12 protein-coding genes are annotated in these 15,598 nt (G+C 65.8%); 7 read left to right on the top strand and 5 right to left on the bottom strand.

What is annotated here, in order from left to right; translation table 11 throughout:
- Positions 1 to 20: 20 nt before the first annotated feature.
- Together AC3FOF_RS25605 and wecB are read right to left on the bottom strand one after the other, a co-directional pair.
- Complete coding sequence (locus tag AC3FOF_RS25605; protein WP_488728186.1) at positions 21 to 2,225, bottom strand: hypothetical protein; 2,205 nt, start codon at positions 2,223 to 2,225, stop codon at positions 21 to 23.
- Positions 2,226 to 2,272: 47 nt separating this feature from the next.
- The gene (gene wecB, locus AC3FOF_RS25600) at positions 2,273 to 3,421 is read right to left on the bottom strand and encodes a non-hydrolyzing UDP-N-acetylglucosamine 2-epimerase (protein WP_488728185.1); all 1,149 of its coding nucleotides are present in this window, start codon (positions 3,419 to 3,421) and stop codon (positions 2,273 to 2,275) included.
- 996 nt (positions 3,422 to 4,417) lie between these two features.
- Here wecB and AC3FOF_RS25595 point away from each other — a divergent pair.
- Both AC3FOF_RS25595 and AC3FOF_RS25590 read left to right on the top strand, forming a co-directional pair.
- Positions 4,418 to 5,269, top strand: a complete 852-nt coding sequence (locus AC3FOF_RS25595; protein WP_276264988.1) for a response regulator transcription factor — start codon at positions 4,418 to 4,420, stop codon at positions 5,267 to 5,269.
- A gap of 282 nt (positions 5,270 to 5,551) precedes the next feature.
- Positions 5,552 to 6,484, top strand: coding sequence for a hypothetical protein (locus tag AC3FOF_RS25590; RefSeq protein WP_276264987.1), 933 nt, complete (start codon positions 5,552 to 5,554; stop codon positions 6,482 to 6,484).
- Positions 6,485 to 6,528: 44 nt separating this feature from the next.
- On the opposite strand, the gene AC3FOF_RS25585 is transcribed toward AC3FOF_RS25590, so the two are convergent.
- Positions 6,529 to 7,899 carry a TAXI family TRAP transporter solute-binding subunit gene (locus AC3FOF_RS25585; RefSeq protein WP_017228618.1) on the bottom strand — a complete coding sequence of 457 codons (1,371 nt, stop codon included), beginning with the start codon at positions 7,897 to 7,899 and terminating at the stop codon, positions 6,529 to 6,531.
- A 283-nt stretch (positions 7,900 to 8,182) separates the two neighbouring features.
- Here AC3FOF_RS25585 and AC3FOF_RS25580 point away from each other — a divergent pair, with 283 nt between their 5' ends.
- The gene (locus AC3FOF_RS25580; RefSeq protein ID WP_488728184.1) at positions 8,183 to 9,169 is read left to right on the top strand and encodes a transcriptional regulator; all 987 of its coding nucleotides are present in this window, start codon (positions 8,183 to 8,185) and stop codon (positions 9,167 to 9,169) included.
- A gap of 63 nt (positions 9,170 to 9,232) precedes the next feature.
- Here AC3FOF_RS25580 and AC3FOF_RS25575 read toward each other — a convergent pair whose 3' ends face one another.
- On the bottom strand, positions 9,233 to 9,799 hold the full coding sequence (locus AC3FOF_RS25575; RefSeq protein ID WP_035814038.1) for a hypothetical protein: 567 nt from the start codon (positions 9,797 to 9,799) through the stop codon (positions 9,233 to 9,235).
- A gap of 97 nt (positions 9,800 to 9,896) precedes the next feature.
- On the opposite strand from AC3FOF_RS25575, the gene AC3FOF_RS25570 reads away from it, so the two are divergent.
- Entirely contained in the window at positions 9,897 to 10,244 is a 348-nt protein-coding gene (locus AC3FOF_RS25570) for a transcriptional regulator (protein WP_017228615.1), read from the top strand.
- 7 nt (positions 10,245 to 10,251) lie between these two features.
- Here the strand turns inward: AC3FOF_RS25570 and AC3FOF_RS25565 are convergent, their stop codons facing one another.
- Positions 10,252 to 10,653 (bottom strand): helix-turn-helix domain-containing protein, encoded by a 402-nt coding sequence (locus AC3FOF_RS25565; RefSeq protein ID WP_488728183.1) that lies wholly within the window; start codon positions 10,651 to 10,653, stop codon positions 10,252 to 10,254.
- A gap of 320 nt (positions 10,654 to 10,973) precedes the next feature.
- Between AC3FOF_RS25565 and AC3FOF_RS25560 the strand changes: the two genes are divergently transcribed.
- The 3 genes from AC3FOF_RS25560 (at position 10,974) to AC3FOF_RS25550 (ending at position 15,590) form a co-directional block, all read left to right on the top strand.
- Positions 10,974 to 12,878 (top strand): sigma-54-dependent Fis family transcriptional regulator, encoded by a 1,905-nt coding sequence (locus AC3FOF_RS25560; protein WP_488728182.1) that lies wholly within the window; start codon positions 10,974 to 10,976, stop codon positions 12,876 to 12,878.
- Positions 12,879 to 13,180: 302 nt separating this feature from the next.
- The gene (locus tag AC3FOF_RS25555) at positions 13,181 to 14,599 is read left to right on the top strand and encodes an aldehyde dehydrogenase family protein (RefSeq protein ID WP_017228613.1); all 1,419 of its coding nucleotides are present in this window, start codon (positions 13,181 to 13,183) and stop codon (positions 14,597 to 14,599) included.
- Between the two features lie 85 nt (positions 14,600 to 14,684).
- The gene (locus AC3FOF_RS25550; protein ID WP_488728181.1) at positions 14,685 to 15,590 is read left to right on the top strand and encodes a transporter; all 906 of its coding nucleotides are present in this window, start codon (positions 14,685 to 14,687) and stop codon (positions 15,588 to 15,590) included.
- The last annotated feature ends 8 nt before the right edge of the window (positions 15,591 to 15,598 follow it).

The raw sequence follows: 15,598 nt of genomic DNA, 5'->3' as shown, positions 1-15,598 counted from the left end.
ACATGGGCGGCATGGATGGTTTATGGCTTTGCCCGGCGTGCGCGGCTGGCGAGATAGGCGAAGAGCAACAGGGCGGCCAGGCAGGAACCGAAGCCGAGGATCAGCAGGTGGCTTGCCGCCATGCGGCGCAATCTCTCGAGAAGCCCGGGCTTCTCGGCGGGGTTGCTGTCCGGCTGGGCGCTGTCGAGCCAGGCGCGCGGGCCGTCGGCGCCGACCACCATGACATTGCCCCGGTTGAACACGAAGGGCTGCCCCGGGCTGCCTGCCGGCGCGCCCATGGCCTGCCACAGGATGCCGTCGTGGCCGCTGCCGCCGATCACTTCGGCGGCGCCGAGTCCGGCGACGCCGGCGACGTCCAGCCACTGCATTTCGCGACCGTTGATCTGGAGATGGCCCTGGGCCGGCACGCGCACCTTGGGCTCTATGCCTTGCAGCCTGACATCCATTGCCAGGAACGGACGGGTGGGGCGGGCGGCCTGGTCCTTGCCGATCAGCACCAGCTCCGCGCCATAGGGCGACAAGCCGCTGGCGGCCGCCAGCCGCACCACCTGGGCCAGGCGGGCGCCGGCATCCAGCAGATAGCCCTCCGGCACGATCAGCTGCGGCCGGCCCGCCATCAGCGGCAGCAGGCTGACGAAGGAGCCGTCCGGCCTGGTGGCGCCCGAGCGCAGGTGGCTGCTGGGCAGCACGCTGACCGGGTAGCCCTGCGGGGTCTCGTTGCAGTCGACCGAGACCGGCTGGCGCTGGAACGAGACGCGCAACACGTTGCGCACGTTCAGGGCATAGCCGGGCACCTGCGCCACCAGGCGGTTGCGGTGACCGTTGGCCTCAATCTGGCGAGCCGCCAGCAGTACATCGTTCCAGAACACGGAGACCACCGGCGGGCTGCCGGAAGCGCCGGGCGCGGCGGCAACGTCCACTACCAGTTCGCTGGGCGCGCGGCCGTCGATGGCCGCGGCGCTAAGCGGGAAGTTGGCCGTCCAGTCACCGTGCGCAATGACGTCGAAGCTGCTGTCGGCGTTGCCAAGGCTGCTCAGCGGCGTGGCGGAGTGTTCTCCGTGATCCGGCTGCATGGCGGCGCGCACCTCCACCTTGCGCGAGTCCAGCGTGCGGCGCCACAGGCCGTTCAGGATGCCGGCGGCCTGCGCGCCTGCATCCGGTGCTACCGCGATCACGGGGCGGCCGCCCAGCATGGTCAGCTGGATCTGCCTGGCCGACAGTGATGCGCCGGCCAGCGGCGCGCGGCTGGCACGCCAGGCTGCGAAAGCCCGGGCGGCATCCGCATCGCCCTGCAATTGCGCCGCCAGCGCATCCAGCGCGGTCTTGAGCCGGGCCTGCAGGGCGGTGTCGACCACGGCAAGGTCGGCGGCGACGGCGGGCGCGCCCAGCACCAGCAGCGCGCCGAACTCGGCCTCGCTGCCGATGCGGTGTTGCGCGCTGGCGTCCAGCGCCGCGAATGCCGGCACCTGCCGCAGTCCCGCCGGCACGCTCAGCTCGCGCGTGTCGATGATATCGCCAGGTGCGGGGAAGGCACGCATGGTGGCGCGCTTGCCGCCGTTTTCCAGCGCCACGCCGATCCGCCATGCGGCATCGAAGGCGGCGCGGTCAAGCCGGTTGGCGGCGAACAGGATCGTGGTATTGGCCGGCAGCGAGACCCAGGCGTCCTCCAGCGTGGGCAGGACGGCGCCGTCGTAGCGGTAGCTGAGGCGGGTGGACGGCTGGATCGTCAGCGCATTGCCAAGCGGGCGGTCGATCTCGCATAGCCGCTGCGCGGTATTGGACGACCAGTTCACGCCCAGCCGGACGAAGCCGCTTTCGCGGGCGCGCCGCTCGACGGCGAGCGCACGGGCGGCTTCACCCTCGCCGTTTTCAAAGCGGCGCGCGAAGGCGGGGCGGCCGTCGACGGAAAGCAGCAGGCTGGTGCGGCCTTCCTCCGTCTTTATATAGTGCGAGTCGAAGGCGATCGAGGCATCCGCCAGCGGGACGTTGCGCGGCACCGGCAGATAGAACTCATGGCGCGAATCGCTATGGTTCATTACCACCGGCGCGGTGAATCCCAGTTCGGCCAGCGTCACGGTGCGCGTCAGCCAGGTATTGGCTTCCAGCCCGCGGATGGCATCGCCGGGCGCCCCGGCAATGGCCGCTAGCGGCAGTGCAAGGGCGGCGGAAAGGAGGCTGCGCGGGAAACGGGCAGGGCGAGGCAGGCGGCAAAGACGCAGTACCATGGCGGCGATAAGCGGGAGCGAAAGGTTTAGGGATGGGGGCGGGCCAATCAGGCCGTCGCGGCAGCGGGCTGGAAGTCGTCGATGGGGCGGCCGCACAGCGCTGCCACGATCCGCTGGCAGGCTTGCCCGTCGCCGTAGGGATTCACCCGGCGGCGGCATTGCGCGTAGAGCGCGGCGTCGTCCAGCAACCGGTGGACTTCGGCGACGATGCGGCCGCTGTCGGTACCGACCAGCCTGACGGTGCCGGCGGCGACCGCTTCCGGCCGCTCGGTGGTCTCGCGCATCACCAGTACGGGCTTGCCCAGGTGCGGCGCTTCCTCCTGCACGCCGCCGGAATCCGTCAGGATCAGGCAGGCCTTGCGCATCATCCAGACGAAGTCCAGATATTCGAGCGGATCGATCAGGTGCACGTTGTCGATGCCGGCGAGCTTGCGCAAGACGGTTTCACGCACGCGCGGGTTCATATGCACGGGATAGACGATCTGCACGTCGGCGCGGCGCGCCAGCATAGCGAGCGCTTCGCAGATCTGCTCGAAACCCTCGCCGAAACTCTCGCGGCGATGGCCTGTCACCAGCAACAGGCGTCGGCGCGGGTCCAGCCACGCATGGCGTGCCGCAATGGCCGCGCTCAGGCTGCCATCGCCGTCCAGGCGCTGGCAGGTCATGGCAAGCGCGTCGATCACCGTGTTGCCGGTGACGAAGATGCTGCCGGCCAGGTTCTCCTTGCACAGGTTGTCGCGTGCGGCCGGGGTGGGTGCGAACAACATGCTGCTGACCGCATCCACTACGCGGCGGTTCATCTCCTCGGGGAAGGGCGAAGCCAGGTCGCCGGTGCGCAGGCCTGCTTCCACATGCGCCACGGGGATGCCGCGATGGAAGGCAGCGATGGCCGCCGCCGCTGCCGTGGTGGTATCGCCGTGTACCAGGACGTGATCGGGCTTGACGCCGCCGAGCACCTGGTCGAAGCGTGCCACCAGGCGGCCAAACAGGCCGTTCAGCGTCTGGTTGGGCGCCATGATATCGAGGTCGTAATCCGCCTGCAGCGCGAACAGCGACATCACCTGGTCCAGCATCTGCCGGTGCTGGCCACTGGTGCACAGCATGCCGGTCACGCCGGGTTCGCGCTGAAGCGCTTGCACGAGCGGTGCCATCTTGATGGCTTCGGGCCGTGTTCCTACTATCGAAAGTACTCTCATGCCGGCTGGCTCATTCGGGAATTAGGTTTCAGGGATTGCCAGGCGGTACGCAATGCTGAATTTAGCGATGGCACATTGTCTCTTGCAAGCAATTCGGGTCGGATTCTAGAAGAGGGATTCCATCTAAATGTTTGCTGGATAGGAGAAAACGTTTGATCCGGCGAATCATTTACATTTTTTGACAATATAAATGGGAACGGAAATAGTGCTTTGCTTTGCCGGATCGGCATGTTTTGCGAGGCGGTGCGGGAAATGGCAAGGGCCGGTTTTCCCGATGCGTCAACCTGATACCCCCGATTGGAGGGGATTGCATTTTAATCTCCGCTCCGGTTCGAGGATCACTCCATTTTTCTGGGGATTCGGCTGCATCGCCATGTCGGTTCAAGGGGAGGAGAGGATAGGTTCCTCCACTCCAGGGCGCGGATCCTTGAATGGTTTTTCGTTTCCTCGGAATCAGGAATTATGAAAAGGAAATCATGAGATCCAGGCGATGCGCATAGATGATGGATGGGGCTTGAGCTTATAGAGATGATCTTGAAGTCAATATTTATGGATGGATATTTTTAGAATTTATGTTTTTCTTCTTTGCCATCCCTGCTAACATCTCGTCCCGATCCGGTAATGGACTTGCACGGGAAGAAAAGGTGCCATTGGTTTATCCGCAGTGTCTATCGGGCCGGGGCGATAGGAGTGGCGCGGGTACTGTCTGTGAACCCCGATGGCCCGCTGCAGCCCGGTCCCGCGCATGGGGGACGCGCGGCAAGGAAAACGGTAGCGCTGCTCAGGCCAGCACTGCCACCGCGTAGCAATCCTTCCGGCATCCGGCCTGGCCGGGCGGTGTGAACCCGCTCTTGCCTGGACAGGCAACGTACTCGCCATCGGCCGGGCGCAGCGCTCGAGTCAGCCGGCGCGCAGGGGGGCTTATCTTCCGCCGCATCGCCCGATGGCACTTGAGACCGGGGTGACCCTGGCCGGTATCTCCGCCTATTGTTCAATATGACTGCTAAAAAGCCGCATACGCTGTCTGGTTCCGTCTCGCATAGCGACAATGGCACGGAGGGCAATACCGCCGCCAACGGCGCGGTCCGCGCCCATCTCCTGATCGTCAATCAGCGGCCCGACGAGTTGCGCCCGTTGATCGAGTTGCTGCGCAGCGACCGGTATCGCGTCAGCGTTGCCTTTGACGGCGCGCAGGGCTATCACCGCGCGCAGGCGCATGCGCCCGACCTGATCCTGCTCGACGTGCGGCTGCCTGGCCTGGACGGGTTCTCGGTCTGTCGCTTGCTCAAGGCGCATCCGCGGACAAAGGAGATCCCGGTCATCTTCCTGACCGACGCCAGCAGCATCGAGGAGCGCCTGCATGGCCTGCGCAATGGTGGCGTGGACTATATCCTCAAGCCATTCGAGCCGGTCGAGGTGCTGGCGCGCATCTGCATCCATCTCTCGCTGGCGGCGCGCCGGTCTTCGGAAGAGGCGGTGCTGTCGCCCTCGGCGCGCAGCGAAGACCAGGTACTGGTGCAGGCAGTCGCGCGGTATCTGACCGACAGCCTGGCCGCCACGCCAAACCTGGCGGCGCTCGCACGGCGCTTCGGCACGCATGAAAAACGCCTGTCGCGCGCGTTCCGCGAGCAACTGGGCAAGACGGTATTCGAATACCTGCGCGAGAGCCGTCTGCTCCTGTCAAAGCGCCTGCTGGCCGAGACATCGTTGAAGATCGTCGACATAGCCGCGCAAGTCGGCTTCTCCAGCGCGGCAAACTTTGCAACGGCATTCCGCGAGCAGTTCAGCCTGACGCCGAGGGCGTTCCGGCACTCGGTGCACGGGTCGGCGCTGCCGCCGGTCGAGTAGGGTGCGTATGGGCGCTGCCGCACGACCGGCGAAGGCGCGTCCGGCGCTGCGAACGATACGCCAGCCGCGGGCGGTCCGTGCCCGGCGCCGCAGCAACCCGGCCTGACCTATACTGCAGGCTGGCCTTGCGGCGGCGGATACACACGAACTCACAAGCCAGGGACGGCATGCGCGGAGAAGCCTGTACGCCGCAGCCTGCGAGTGGTCTGTGCATTCGGCGCCATACTAGCGCGAAGCCGCCGGCGGCGGCCGCCAATTCACGTGGGCCCCCGGAACGCATCAATGAGCACACTTGCTAAGCGCCCGGCTGGCAACGGGTCGTACAGAACGAAGCTGGCGCTAAGCGGCCTGGCGATGTGCCTGCTTTGCCAGGGGCTGGCCGCGAGGGCGGCCGACAATGCGCAAAGCCTGCGCGACAGGTACCAGAGCCTGACGCAGCAGCTCAACCGCAACCAGTTCCAGCGCCAGCTGTACCTGGATTCCACGGAGTCGCCAAACACGCTCAAGGGCGATATCTACAGCGTGGTGGATTACCCGTTCGCCATGGTCGACGGCGCGCTGCATGATCCGGGGCAAGGTCCGGCCAACTGGTGCGATGTCCTGATATTGCACTTGAATATCAAGTACTGCCGGGCCTCTTCCGGCAGGGACGGCACCGTGCTCGCGGTGAACATCGGCAAGAAGGTCGAGCAGGCGCTGGCGTACACCTACCGCGTGCAATTCAGCTACCGCGCGGCGGCCAGCCCCGGCCCGGGATACTTCGAGGTGGATCTCAATGCCGACAGCGGCCCGCTGAGCACCAGGGACTATCGGATCGTGCTGGAGGCGATACCCCTGGAGGGAAACCGCACCTTCCTGCATCTCACCTATGCCTACAGTTACGGCATGGCCGGCCGCATCGCCATGAGCACCTATCTGGCCACCATCGGCAGCGACAAGGTCGGCTTCACTTCCGCCGGCGCCGGGCCATCCGGCAAGAGCCGGTTCGTGGGCGGTGTGCGCGGCCTGATCGAGCGCAATACCATGCGCTACTACCTGGCCATCGACGCCTATCTGAGCGCGTTGTCGAGCCCGTCCGACAAGCGGCTGGAGCAACGCCTGACCACGTGGTTCGACGCCACCGAGCAATATCCGCGGCAATTGCATGAACTGGACCGGCAGGAATACATGCAGATGAAATACAAGGAATACCAGCGTCAGCAGACGGCGCGATAGCGGGTGGGGTCAAGCAGGCGCAGGCCCCTTCCCGATGCAATACCTCATTGCGCGCCGGTCAGCCGCCGCCGGACAAAGACAATGTGCTCCCGCAGCACATAGAACTGGTCGGCGTAGGCGAGCGGCATCTTCATCCTGTTGACGGCCTCCTCGATATGGTCGAGCCGCGCGATCAGCCCGGCCTTCTCCTCCTCGGTCGGGTCCACCATGGCGACGCGCTCGATCTCGATCAGGGAGCCGTACCAGCGATAGATGCGGGATTTGACGCGCCAGCTGTACAGGGAAGGCACCAGCCGGAAGGCCGGGATCAGGATCACGATCATCGGCAGCAGTATCAGCAGGGCGCGGTCGAGCAGGCTTGCCAGCCAGAAGGGAAGGTGCCGGTAGAAGAAGCTCTTGCCGGATGCGTAGTAGCGCGTGGCATCGTCGCTCAGCGGGAATTCATGCACTTTTGCCGAGGGAAACTGCCCGGCGCCCTGCAATAGCCCGGCCTTGCCATGGACCTCGCGCGCCGCTTCGATCAGCAGGTCGGACAGCGCGGGATGCAGGGTGTCGCGCGCCACCAGTTCCACCGTCGGGCTGATCAGGTGGATCGGGTGCGAAGGCAGGTTCTTGCCAAGGTCGAATACGCCCGCCGGCAAAACCAGCTCCTGCAGATAGAGGAAGCGCCGGGTGTAGGCGTCGGCCTGGGCGAAATCCAGCTGGCGGATGCCGGGAGTGCGGATCAGCTTGCGCATGGTCGGGCCGGTGGCGGAATCGCCGGACAGCATGGCGACGTCGATCTTGCCGTCGACCAGCGCTTGCGCGGCGTCGTCGCCATCGAAGGAGATGAGCCTGGCGCTGCCGCCGGGCTCGATGCCGTTGGCCTTGAGCAGGGCGAGGGCCAGCGCGCGGGAGCCGCTGCCTTCGCGGCCGATCGCGATGCGCGCATCGCGGAAGTCGGACAGCTTGTGCTTTTCCTTGCCGCGGTACAGTACGCTGATCGGTGCATAGAACATGCTGCCCAGCGAGACCAGCCCCCCGGTATCCACCCCGTCGGATACGCCGCCCTGCACCAGTGCCAGGTCGACCGCCTGCTTGGGGTCGGCCAGCCGCTGCACGTTCTGCAGCGAACCTTCGGATGGCAGGACATTCAAGGTGATGCCATTGCGCGCGAGGATCTTCGCGTATCTGTCCGCGGCGTTCCAGAAAGAGCTGCCCTTGGGGCCAGCGCTGATGGAGATGGTGGTCGGCGGCGCGGGCTGTATCAGCCAGACCGCGAGCCAGATGGCCGCCACGCAGAAAATCAGCGCAGGCCCGAAAGAGACGGCCAGGTCGCGCCAGGAGATGGCAACAAAGCGCGCGCGCAGGCGGCGGATATCCGGGGGCGCAATGGCCGGGGAGGGCTTCTTCTCTGGACCGGGAGCTGGCGTCATCGGCACGGGTGCGGAGGGTTGGGCCGATGGATGATAGCACTCGCGGATGCCGGCCCGCCGGCACGAAACTACCCGACGGACGCCCCGAACACCCGCCGGTAGTTGCCACCGGGAATACCGCTCGGCTCCTGCGTGAGGCCTGCTTGCGCTTTACGCACGCGGTTGCGGATACGCTGCCCAACGATGGCGCGGTCGGTGCCGTTGCGTGGTGCGGGCGTGCATGGCGCCGGGCGGGCGAAGGGCCGCCGTTATCCGGAAATCCGCCAGGCAAGCGGATTTATCGTTGTTCTCTTGCAACTTATCCTGTCCCGCCTGCCGTTGGCCGGCAGCTCCAGTATTAAACGCTCGCATAAATGGTTATGATTTCTGTAACAATAATGCGCTGGATAGCAGCATGAAGCCACGAATTTCAATGGCCGGCAGTTTGGGGGGCGGCATACGGGAGGGCGGTGAGATTGCCTACTCGGAGAAGGAACTGGACGCCTACTTCGGCTCCTACATTGGCATGGAAGGCAATCCTGCCGCCGCAGTCTGGTTCTGCGAGAACACGCCGCATACCGGAGCGGCGACGCTGAGCGGCCCGCTTGCGCCGCGCGAGGCGCCGGCTGCCTGGGACAGGTCCTTCCGGCAGCAGCGCCAGGTGGAGATGGCGCGCTGGCAGACCCAGCAGAAGATCGCAAGAATCATGGTGGCGGCGCGCCGAGCCGTGCTCGGGGCAAGGGCTTGCGGCTGGGAGCCGTATTTCCGCCATCATCTCTTTGCGCCGCAAGGGGGGGAGTTCAAGCTATGCCTCTTTCCCTTGCCGACCAGTTCAAGCGGAAACCGGTCCTGGTCCAGCACATATGGGGCGCAGCCCGCGCTGAATCCCCAGAGTCGATTCATCGAACTTTGCCGCGGCGGCGGCCGCTTCCAGTTTATTGCCCGCTTGCGCCGGCACATGCGCCCAAAGGTGATTGTCTGCCTGGGAGCGCGCCATGCCGATGATTTTCTGCGCGGCTTTGAATTCTCCCATGTGCCCGGCGTGGAGCATATCCTGCAGCCGGCCGACCTGCCCAAAACGCTGCGGGTCCATGTTGACGGCGACACGGCCCTGGTCATCTGTCCGGCGCTCGCGGGCGCTGCCGGCCTGAGCTCCGATGTCTTGCTCGATGCGATGGGTGGCTACATCGCGCAATGGCTGGTACCGGCGGATTTTCCCCCTTTGCTGAAGCCGGTCAGGTGCGGCCCGGGAGGGGAGGATGCTGCCGGGCCGCAGCAGATGGCAGCATGAGCGGGACAGGCGGCGCGCAGCCGGCGCGGGAGAATCAGGGTGATCGCCTTTGCGGTGCCGCGCCTATTTGTGTTGCGCAGCGGTACCGGAGCGCCCGGCCGGCAGCAGGCAGAGCAGGCCCTTCATGGTGTAGATCACGATGAGGGTGCCGCTCAGGTCGCCGGTCAGCATGACCAGGAAGCCTTGCCACAGGTTCTGCGTGCCGCCGTGCAGGGCGAACCAGATATGGTGCAGCAGGGGGCTCGCGACCGCATAGGCCACGATGCAGGCCAGCAGCCGCTTCGGGGTCAGGTTGGACAGCGATGCACGCAATCCGAAGAACTGCCTCGCCAGGCGGTACACGAGATAGGGTGCGGCTGCCGCCAGAATCCCGCCCATGAACGCCCGGCTGAAGTCGTCGGGGAAAAAGTAGACAAAGCTCACCAGCCACGAGGCGAGCAACAGCCCGATGGCGCCGGCCTCGCCAAACAGCAGCGTGCACAAGAGCCGCATTCCCGCCGGCAGGTAAACCCAGTTCACGCCGCGGACGAATTCCGAATGCGCAAACAGCCACTCGTTAAGCGCCAGGGCCAGGACGAACAAGACGATCGTTGCCATGACCATGCAGCATTGCAGGCGGAGATTTGACATTGCGGTAGAATTCTTGCAGACCCAATCAGAGCTGGGAGCGGATCATAGCCCAATTTTCCCGTGGACGGCGTATCTCCGCACCTGAGGGGGCAGCGCGATGACTCGCCCTGCCGACATCTATCTGCGCTTTCTGCAACTGGCTGAAGCGCTACGCGGGCTGCCATCCTTGCCGGCCCTGGATCCTCTCGAAGAGCGCATTCTTGAACTGGTGGCTCGCTCCAGCCAGAACCGGCAACGTCTTTCCGTGCGGGATATGATGGGCAACAGCGATCTGGGTTCGCCGGCAACGCTCCACGCGCGCCTGAAGTCCATGCGCAAGAAGGGCTGGATCATCTTGACGGATACCGAGGATGCGCGGCGCAAGCAGGTGGAGTTGACCCAGGCCGCGCTGCGGCATTTCGATCGGCTGTCCGAGTGTCTTGTCAAAGCCGCCAAGGACGATTAGGCGTGTCTCATGGCGGGGAGACCGGGATCCTGAAAACACCCGCAATCCCGCCCGCAATCTGCAATCTGGAATTTGCACTTCGTGCAACGTTGAACCGTGTTGAGCGCCGATTCCAGTGCCGCCAGTGCCGAGGCCACCGGTTCGCCCATGCGCGTGCCAGTGCGGTGGGTTGCATGCCCTGGGCGCTGCGGATGAACAGCGGATCGCCCGCGGCCTGGCGCAAGCGCGCAAGCAGGGTGGATACCGTCGGCTGCGACATGCCCAGCGCATCGGCGGCCCAGCCCACGTGCCGCTCCCTGTCGATAGCGACGAAGGCATTCAGCAGCCGGAAGTCGAGTGGATCCAGGGCAATGCGTCGTTCCACTTCTTTCCTTTCCATGAGCGGGCAGGCCCGTTGGGCGGCGGCCATTATAAGGGCCTGGGGACAATGCAAATCGGCATTCCTGAATGGCAGGCCGGGTCTCTTGAAGCGGTGCTGGCGGGCGGCTGCACTCGTGGTGTTTCCCGCGCCGCCGTGCGGCACTGTCTCAGATTGCGACAGTGCACGGCTTGCCTGGGCGAGAAGTGCGTCCGGAGCGCGCTGATCCCCTAGGTGAAAACCATGTGCCGCACCGTCATGCGCTTGAAAACAGGGGGTGCCTCACTTACAGTTCCTCTCCAGCGGGCGCCCCAGCCGCGGCAGCCGCCGCCGTTGCCGCAACGATAACAAGACAGTACGGAGACAACTGAATGAGGCACGCAGCGGATGGGCTGGCAACAGACGCGCAGGTCGCGAGACGGCATTTTTTCGAAGGGAAGCTGATTCCTCCGGGGGCCGTCCCCGACCTGATCGCCCGATCCTGGCAACGCGCCGCCAGCGCCGGCATGCGGCCCGAAGACCAGGCGCTGTTCAGCAATGTTGTCTCGCGCACGCAGTTGCAACGGATCGAGGAGGAACACCGGGTGCTGATCGAGGCTTCCGGCGAGGACATGGAGATCCTGGCGCACGCGTTTCCGGCGCAGCACTGGCTCGTGTTCTGCACCAATGCGGAAGGCGTTATCGTCAGTTCCAACGCGAGCGCCGGCACTGGCGTTGGCCCGGCGGCCGCAGCCGTACTGCGGGGCGGCAAGCGCGTGTGCGAGGGTTCGCTCGGCACCAATGCGCCAGGCTGCGTGCTGATCGAGGGCGGCAGGGCGGTGGAGATACGGCGAGGCGAGCACTATCTCAACGAGCTTGCCGACGTGGTGTGCGCCGCGGCGCCGATCTACGACTGCCACGACAAGCTGATCGGCGTGGTCGACATCACCGGTTTCGGCGTGGACCTGCCCGGCTATGCACTCAGCCTCGTGCAATCCGCCGCCATGTCGATCGAGAACCGCTTGTACGCCAGGCTGCATGGCTGCCGCATCCTGCATCTGCATCATGACCACCGCCTGCTGCATACGCCGGCCGAGGGCTTGATCGCGATCTCGGACGACGATGTGATCGTCGCCGCAAACCGTGCCGCGCGGCAGATGCTGAGACTGCGCAGCGCTGCCGGTGCCGGTACCGAGTTGCGCCAGGTGTTCGCCAGCGGCATGCATGCGGCGGCGTCGGGCCTTGGGTCGCTGAGCGCGCTCGGCGGCGAGCGCTTCTTTGTTTCGCTCGACCAGGCGATGGCGCCGGGGCACGCGCATGCGCGGCGCGCCAGTCATGGCGGCGGCGCCAAGGCGGCCGGCAACCCGTCGTGTGTGATTGCCGATACGGCGCTGGCCCAGGCCGTCGACAAGGCCGTGACGGTGATCCGCGAGCAGGTGCCGGTCATCCTGCTGGGCGAGACCGGCACCGGCAAGAGCTTGCTGGCGCGTGCCCTGCACGACGCCAGCCGGCCGGGGCAGCCCTTCGTCTCGCTCGACTGCTCGGCCATTCCCGAAAGCCTGGCCGAAGCCGAGCTGTTTGGCTATGCCGACGGCGCTTTCACCGGCAGCCGCAAGGGCGGCAGCGCCGGCAAGATCGAGCAGGCCGATCATGGCACGCTGTTCCTGGATGAAATCGGCGATATGCCGCTGGCGCTGCAGACCCGGCTGCTGAGCGTGCTGCAGGAGCGCAGCCTGACCCGGATCGGCAGCAGCAAGCCGGTGCCGGTCGATATCTCCGTGATTTGCGCGACCCATCGCCATCTGCCCGACCTGGTGCGCGCCGGCACCTTCAGGGAGGACTTGTTTTACCGCCTGAACGGCATGTCGGTGCGCATGCCTGCGCTGCGGGAGCGCACGGATCTGGCCGAGCTGGTGGCTTCCGTCCTGCAGTCGCTGGCGCGGGGGCGGCGCAAGCAGCTCGATGCCGATGCCATGGCACTGGTCATGTCGCACCACTGGCCCGGCAACGTGCGCGAACTTCACCAGGTGCTGCGCGCAGCCGTCGCCTTGTCCGGCGATAGCGAAATCGTGCGTCGCGAACACTTCGACGACTGCTGGGTGTCGGCGGCGATCGGCACCATCCGGCTGGAGGCGCCGCGCGCCCCCGGGCAATCCACCATGATGGCGGATGTGCAGAGCGAACTGATCCACAGGACGCTGGCCCAGTTGAGCGGCAATCGCTCGCAAGCGGCGCGCGCGCTGGGCATCTCGCGCGCCACGCTGTATCGCAAGCTGGCACGCCACAAGCCTGGCTGATCGCGGCCGGCCTTGTCTTCCCAGGCCCCCGATGACCGCGTGCGGTCATCGGGGGTTTTTTCTTTGTTCTCCTGTATCAGCTGTATCGAGACACCGGTGCAGATTGAGACAGGCATGCGATGCCGGCCGCGGGCTTGACTGCATCCATCGGGAACCGAGAGGCGGCAGCAAGGCGCAGGATGGCGTGAATGCAAGGAGGAATGCAGCCTGCGAGCGGCGGTCTCAACGGGCCGGGCATGGCCTTTGCTGTAAGCAGTGCGAGCGCATGAGCGCTACCTGCACAGACAAAGGAGACAGACAATATGGCAAGCAACGCAGCACTCGTGATCGGCGGCAAGCTGGTCGAGGGCGGGGCCCTGCTGGACGTGATCAACCCCGCCACGGGCAAGGTATTCAATACGGTATCCCGCGCCACCGAGCGCGATGCGCACGCCGCGGTGGCCGCGGCCAAGGCGGCCCAGCCAGCCTGGGCGGCGCTCGGGCTGCCAGCGCGCCGGGCCTTGCTCCTGCGCTTTGCCGATGAGATGGCGGCCAATGCGGAAGACCTCGCCGCGTCGCTGGTGCTGGAGCAGGGCAAGCCGCTGGCGGAGGCGCGCCAGGAACTGCAGTTCGCACTGGCGTTCGTGCGCCATATCGCCGGCATGGCGTTGCCGGTATCGGTGGTGCAGGACGATGCGACTCACCGCATCGAAGTCCATCACAAGCCGCTGGGCGTGGTCGCGGCCATCGCCGCGTGGAACTTCCCGGTGCTGATTGCCGCTTACAAGATCGCACCCGCGCTGCTGATGGGCAATACCGTCGTGCTCAAGCCCGCGCCCACCACGCCGCTGGCTTCGCTGCAGCTCGGGGCCATCGCCAACGGCATCTTCCCCGCGGGCGTACTCAACGTGATCACCGATCTCAACGATCTGGGCGGCCTGCTGACATCGCACCCCGACGTGGCCAAGGTCTCGTTCACCGGCTCCACCGCGACCGGCAAGAAAGTGATGGAAAGCGCCGGACCCCGTCTCAAGCGCATCACGCTGGAACTCGGCGGCAATGACGGCGCCATCGTGCTCGACGATGCCAATGTGGCGGAGATCGCGCCCCGGATCTTCGGCAGCGCCTTCTACAACTGCGGCCAGGTCTGCCTGGCGCTCAAGCGCCTGTACGTGCATGCCTCGATCCATGACGAGCTTTGCGAGGCACTGGCCGAACTGGCCAGGCAGGCCGTGGTAGGCAACGGCGCCGAGCCCGGCGTTACCCTCGGGCCGCTGCAGAACGCCATGCAGTTCGACAAGGCCGGCCGCTTCCTGGCCGCGGCCAGGCGCGACGGCAAGGTGCTGGCCGGCGGCGCAGCGCTCAAGGGCGATGGCTACTTTATCGCGCCCACCATCGTGCGCGACCTGCCCGACACCAATGCGCTGGTAGCCGAGGAGCAGTTCGCGCCGATCCTGCCCGTGCTCAGGTACGAAGACCTGGACGAGGCCGTGGCGCGCGTGAACGGCTCGCCCTATGGCCTGGGCGGTTCGGTCTGGTCCGCCGACCAGGCGCGCGCCTATGCCGTGGCGCAGCGGCTCGACGTGGGCACCGCCTGGGTCAACCATCACCTGCATTTCGGCCCGCATATCCCCCTGGTGGGGGCCAAGGAGTCCGGCGTGGGCGTGGAGTTCGCTGCCGAAGGCCTGGCCGAATATGCACAACTGAGCGTGATCAATATCGCGCGCCAGCAGGCGGGCTGAACGTCCGCGGCATCCCGCCCGCCAGACCCGGCACGGCCCCCGGGCCGTGCTGCGGCATGGGCACACAATAAAAAATGGAGGAGACATGAAACAACAAGGAACGGCCTTGCGCCGGAGGGCGCGTGCGGCCCTGCGCCATGGCGGCACCATCGCGGCGCTGCTGCTGGCGGCAGCGCCCGCGTGGGCCATCGACGTCGATGCCGGCGACTATACCGCGCTGCCGGCGGGCACCAACCTGGGCATGCTGTACTACCAGCACGCGGAGCGCGACAAGGTCTACGCCAGCGGCAGGCAGGCAGCCGGCGGCAACCTGAACTCGGACGTGGGCATCCTGCGCTATGTGCATTTCATGGACATCGCCGGCTTTACCGTGGACCCGCAGTTCCTGCTGCCGTTCGGTAACCTGCGCGGGCGCGATCAACTGAGCGGACTCGGCAGCGGCAGCGGCGTGGGAGACCCGATCCTGGCAGCGACCGTGTGGCTGGTCAACCAGCCGCAGCAGAAACGGTATTTCGGCATTACCCCGTTTCTCTATGTGCCGGTCGGCAGCTATGACAAGGCGCGGGCGCTGAACCTGGGCGAGAACCGCTGGAAGTTCGCCTTGCAGGCGGGCTACATCGCGCCCCTGGCCGGCAAGTTGACGCTCGACCTGATCGCCGACGTGACCTTCTACGGCGACAACAACAAGTTCGGCGCGGCCTCGGCCACCCTGAAGCAGGCGCCCTTGTTCCAGGGCCAGGGCTGGCTGCGCTACAACTTCACCGATACCTTCGACATCCGCGGCGGGCTGTCCTACACGGCCGGCGGCGAAAGCAAGGTGAACGGCATCTCGCGCAACGACAACACCAATACTTCCAAGTTTTCACTGGGGATGGCGTGGTTCCCGACACCCACCGTGCAGGTGCTGGGCACCTATGGGCAGGACATCTCGGTGCGCAACGGTCCGATGGAAGGCAGCCGTTTCAATTTTCGTGTGCTCAAAGTATTTTGAGCGGACCT

It is taken from the genome of Cupriavidus sp. 96C5-1 (genome assembly GCF_057798855.1).
The sequence above is the reverse complement of the archived record's forward strand: the minus strand, read 5'-3'. Positions and strand labels throughout refer to the sequence as shown.

Excerpts from the sequence above, each read along its gene's own strand:
- AC3FOF_RS25565 (WP_488728183.1), bottom strand. The coding sequence starts at position 10,653 with ATGGCCGCCGCCCAACGGGCCTGCCCGCTCATGGAAAGGAAAGAAGTG.
- AC3FOF_RS25570 (WP_017228615.1), top strand. The coding sequence starts at position 9,897 with ATGACTCGCCCTGCCGACATCTATCTGCGCTTTCTGCAACTGGCTGAA.
- AC3FOF_RS25590 (WP_276264987.1), top strand. The coding sequence starts at position 5,552 with ATGAGCACACTTGCTAAGCGCCCGGCTGGCAACGGGTCGTACAGAACG.
- AC3FOF_RS25555 (WP_017228613.1), top strand. The coding sequence starts at position 13,181 with ATGGCAAGCAACGCAGCACTCGTGATCGGCGGCAAGCTGGTCGAGGGC.
- wecB (WP_488728185.1), bottom strand. The coding sequence starts at position 3,421 with ATGAGAGTACTTTCGATAGTAGGAACACGGCCCGAAGCCATCAAGATG.
- AC3FOF_RS25550 (WP_488728181.1), top strand. The coding sequence starts at position 14,685 with ATGAAACAACAAGGAACGGCCTTGCGCCGGAGGGCGCGTGCGGCCCTG.
- AC3FOF_RS25585 (WP_017228618.1), bottom strand. The coding sequence starts at position 7,899 with ATGACGCCAGCTCCCGGTCCAGAGAAGAAGCCCTCCCCGGCCATTGCG.
- AC3FOF_RS25575 (WP_035814038.1), bottom strand. The coding sequence starts at position 9,799 with ATGTCAAATCTCCGCCTGCAATGCTGCATGGTCATGGCAACGATCGTC.
- AC3FOF_RS25560 (WP_488728182.1), top strand. The coding sequence starts at position 10,974 with ATGAGGCACGCAGCGGATGGGCTGGCAACAGACGCGCAGGTCGCGAGA.
- AC3FOF_RS25595 (WP_276264988.1), top strand. The coding sequence starts at position 4,418 with ATGACTGCTAAAAAGCCGCATACGCTGTCTGGTTCCGTCTCGCATAGC.
- AC3FOF_RS25605 (WP_488728186.1), bottom strand. The coding sequence starts at position 2,225 with ATGGTACTGCGTCTTTGCCGCCTGCCTCGCCCTGCCCGTTTCCCGCGC.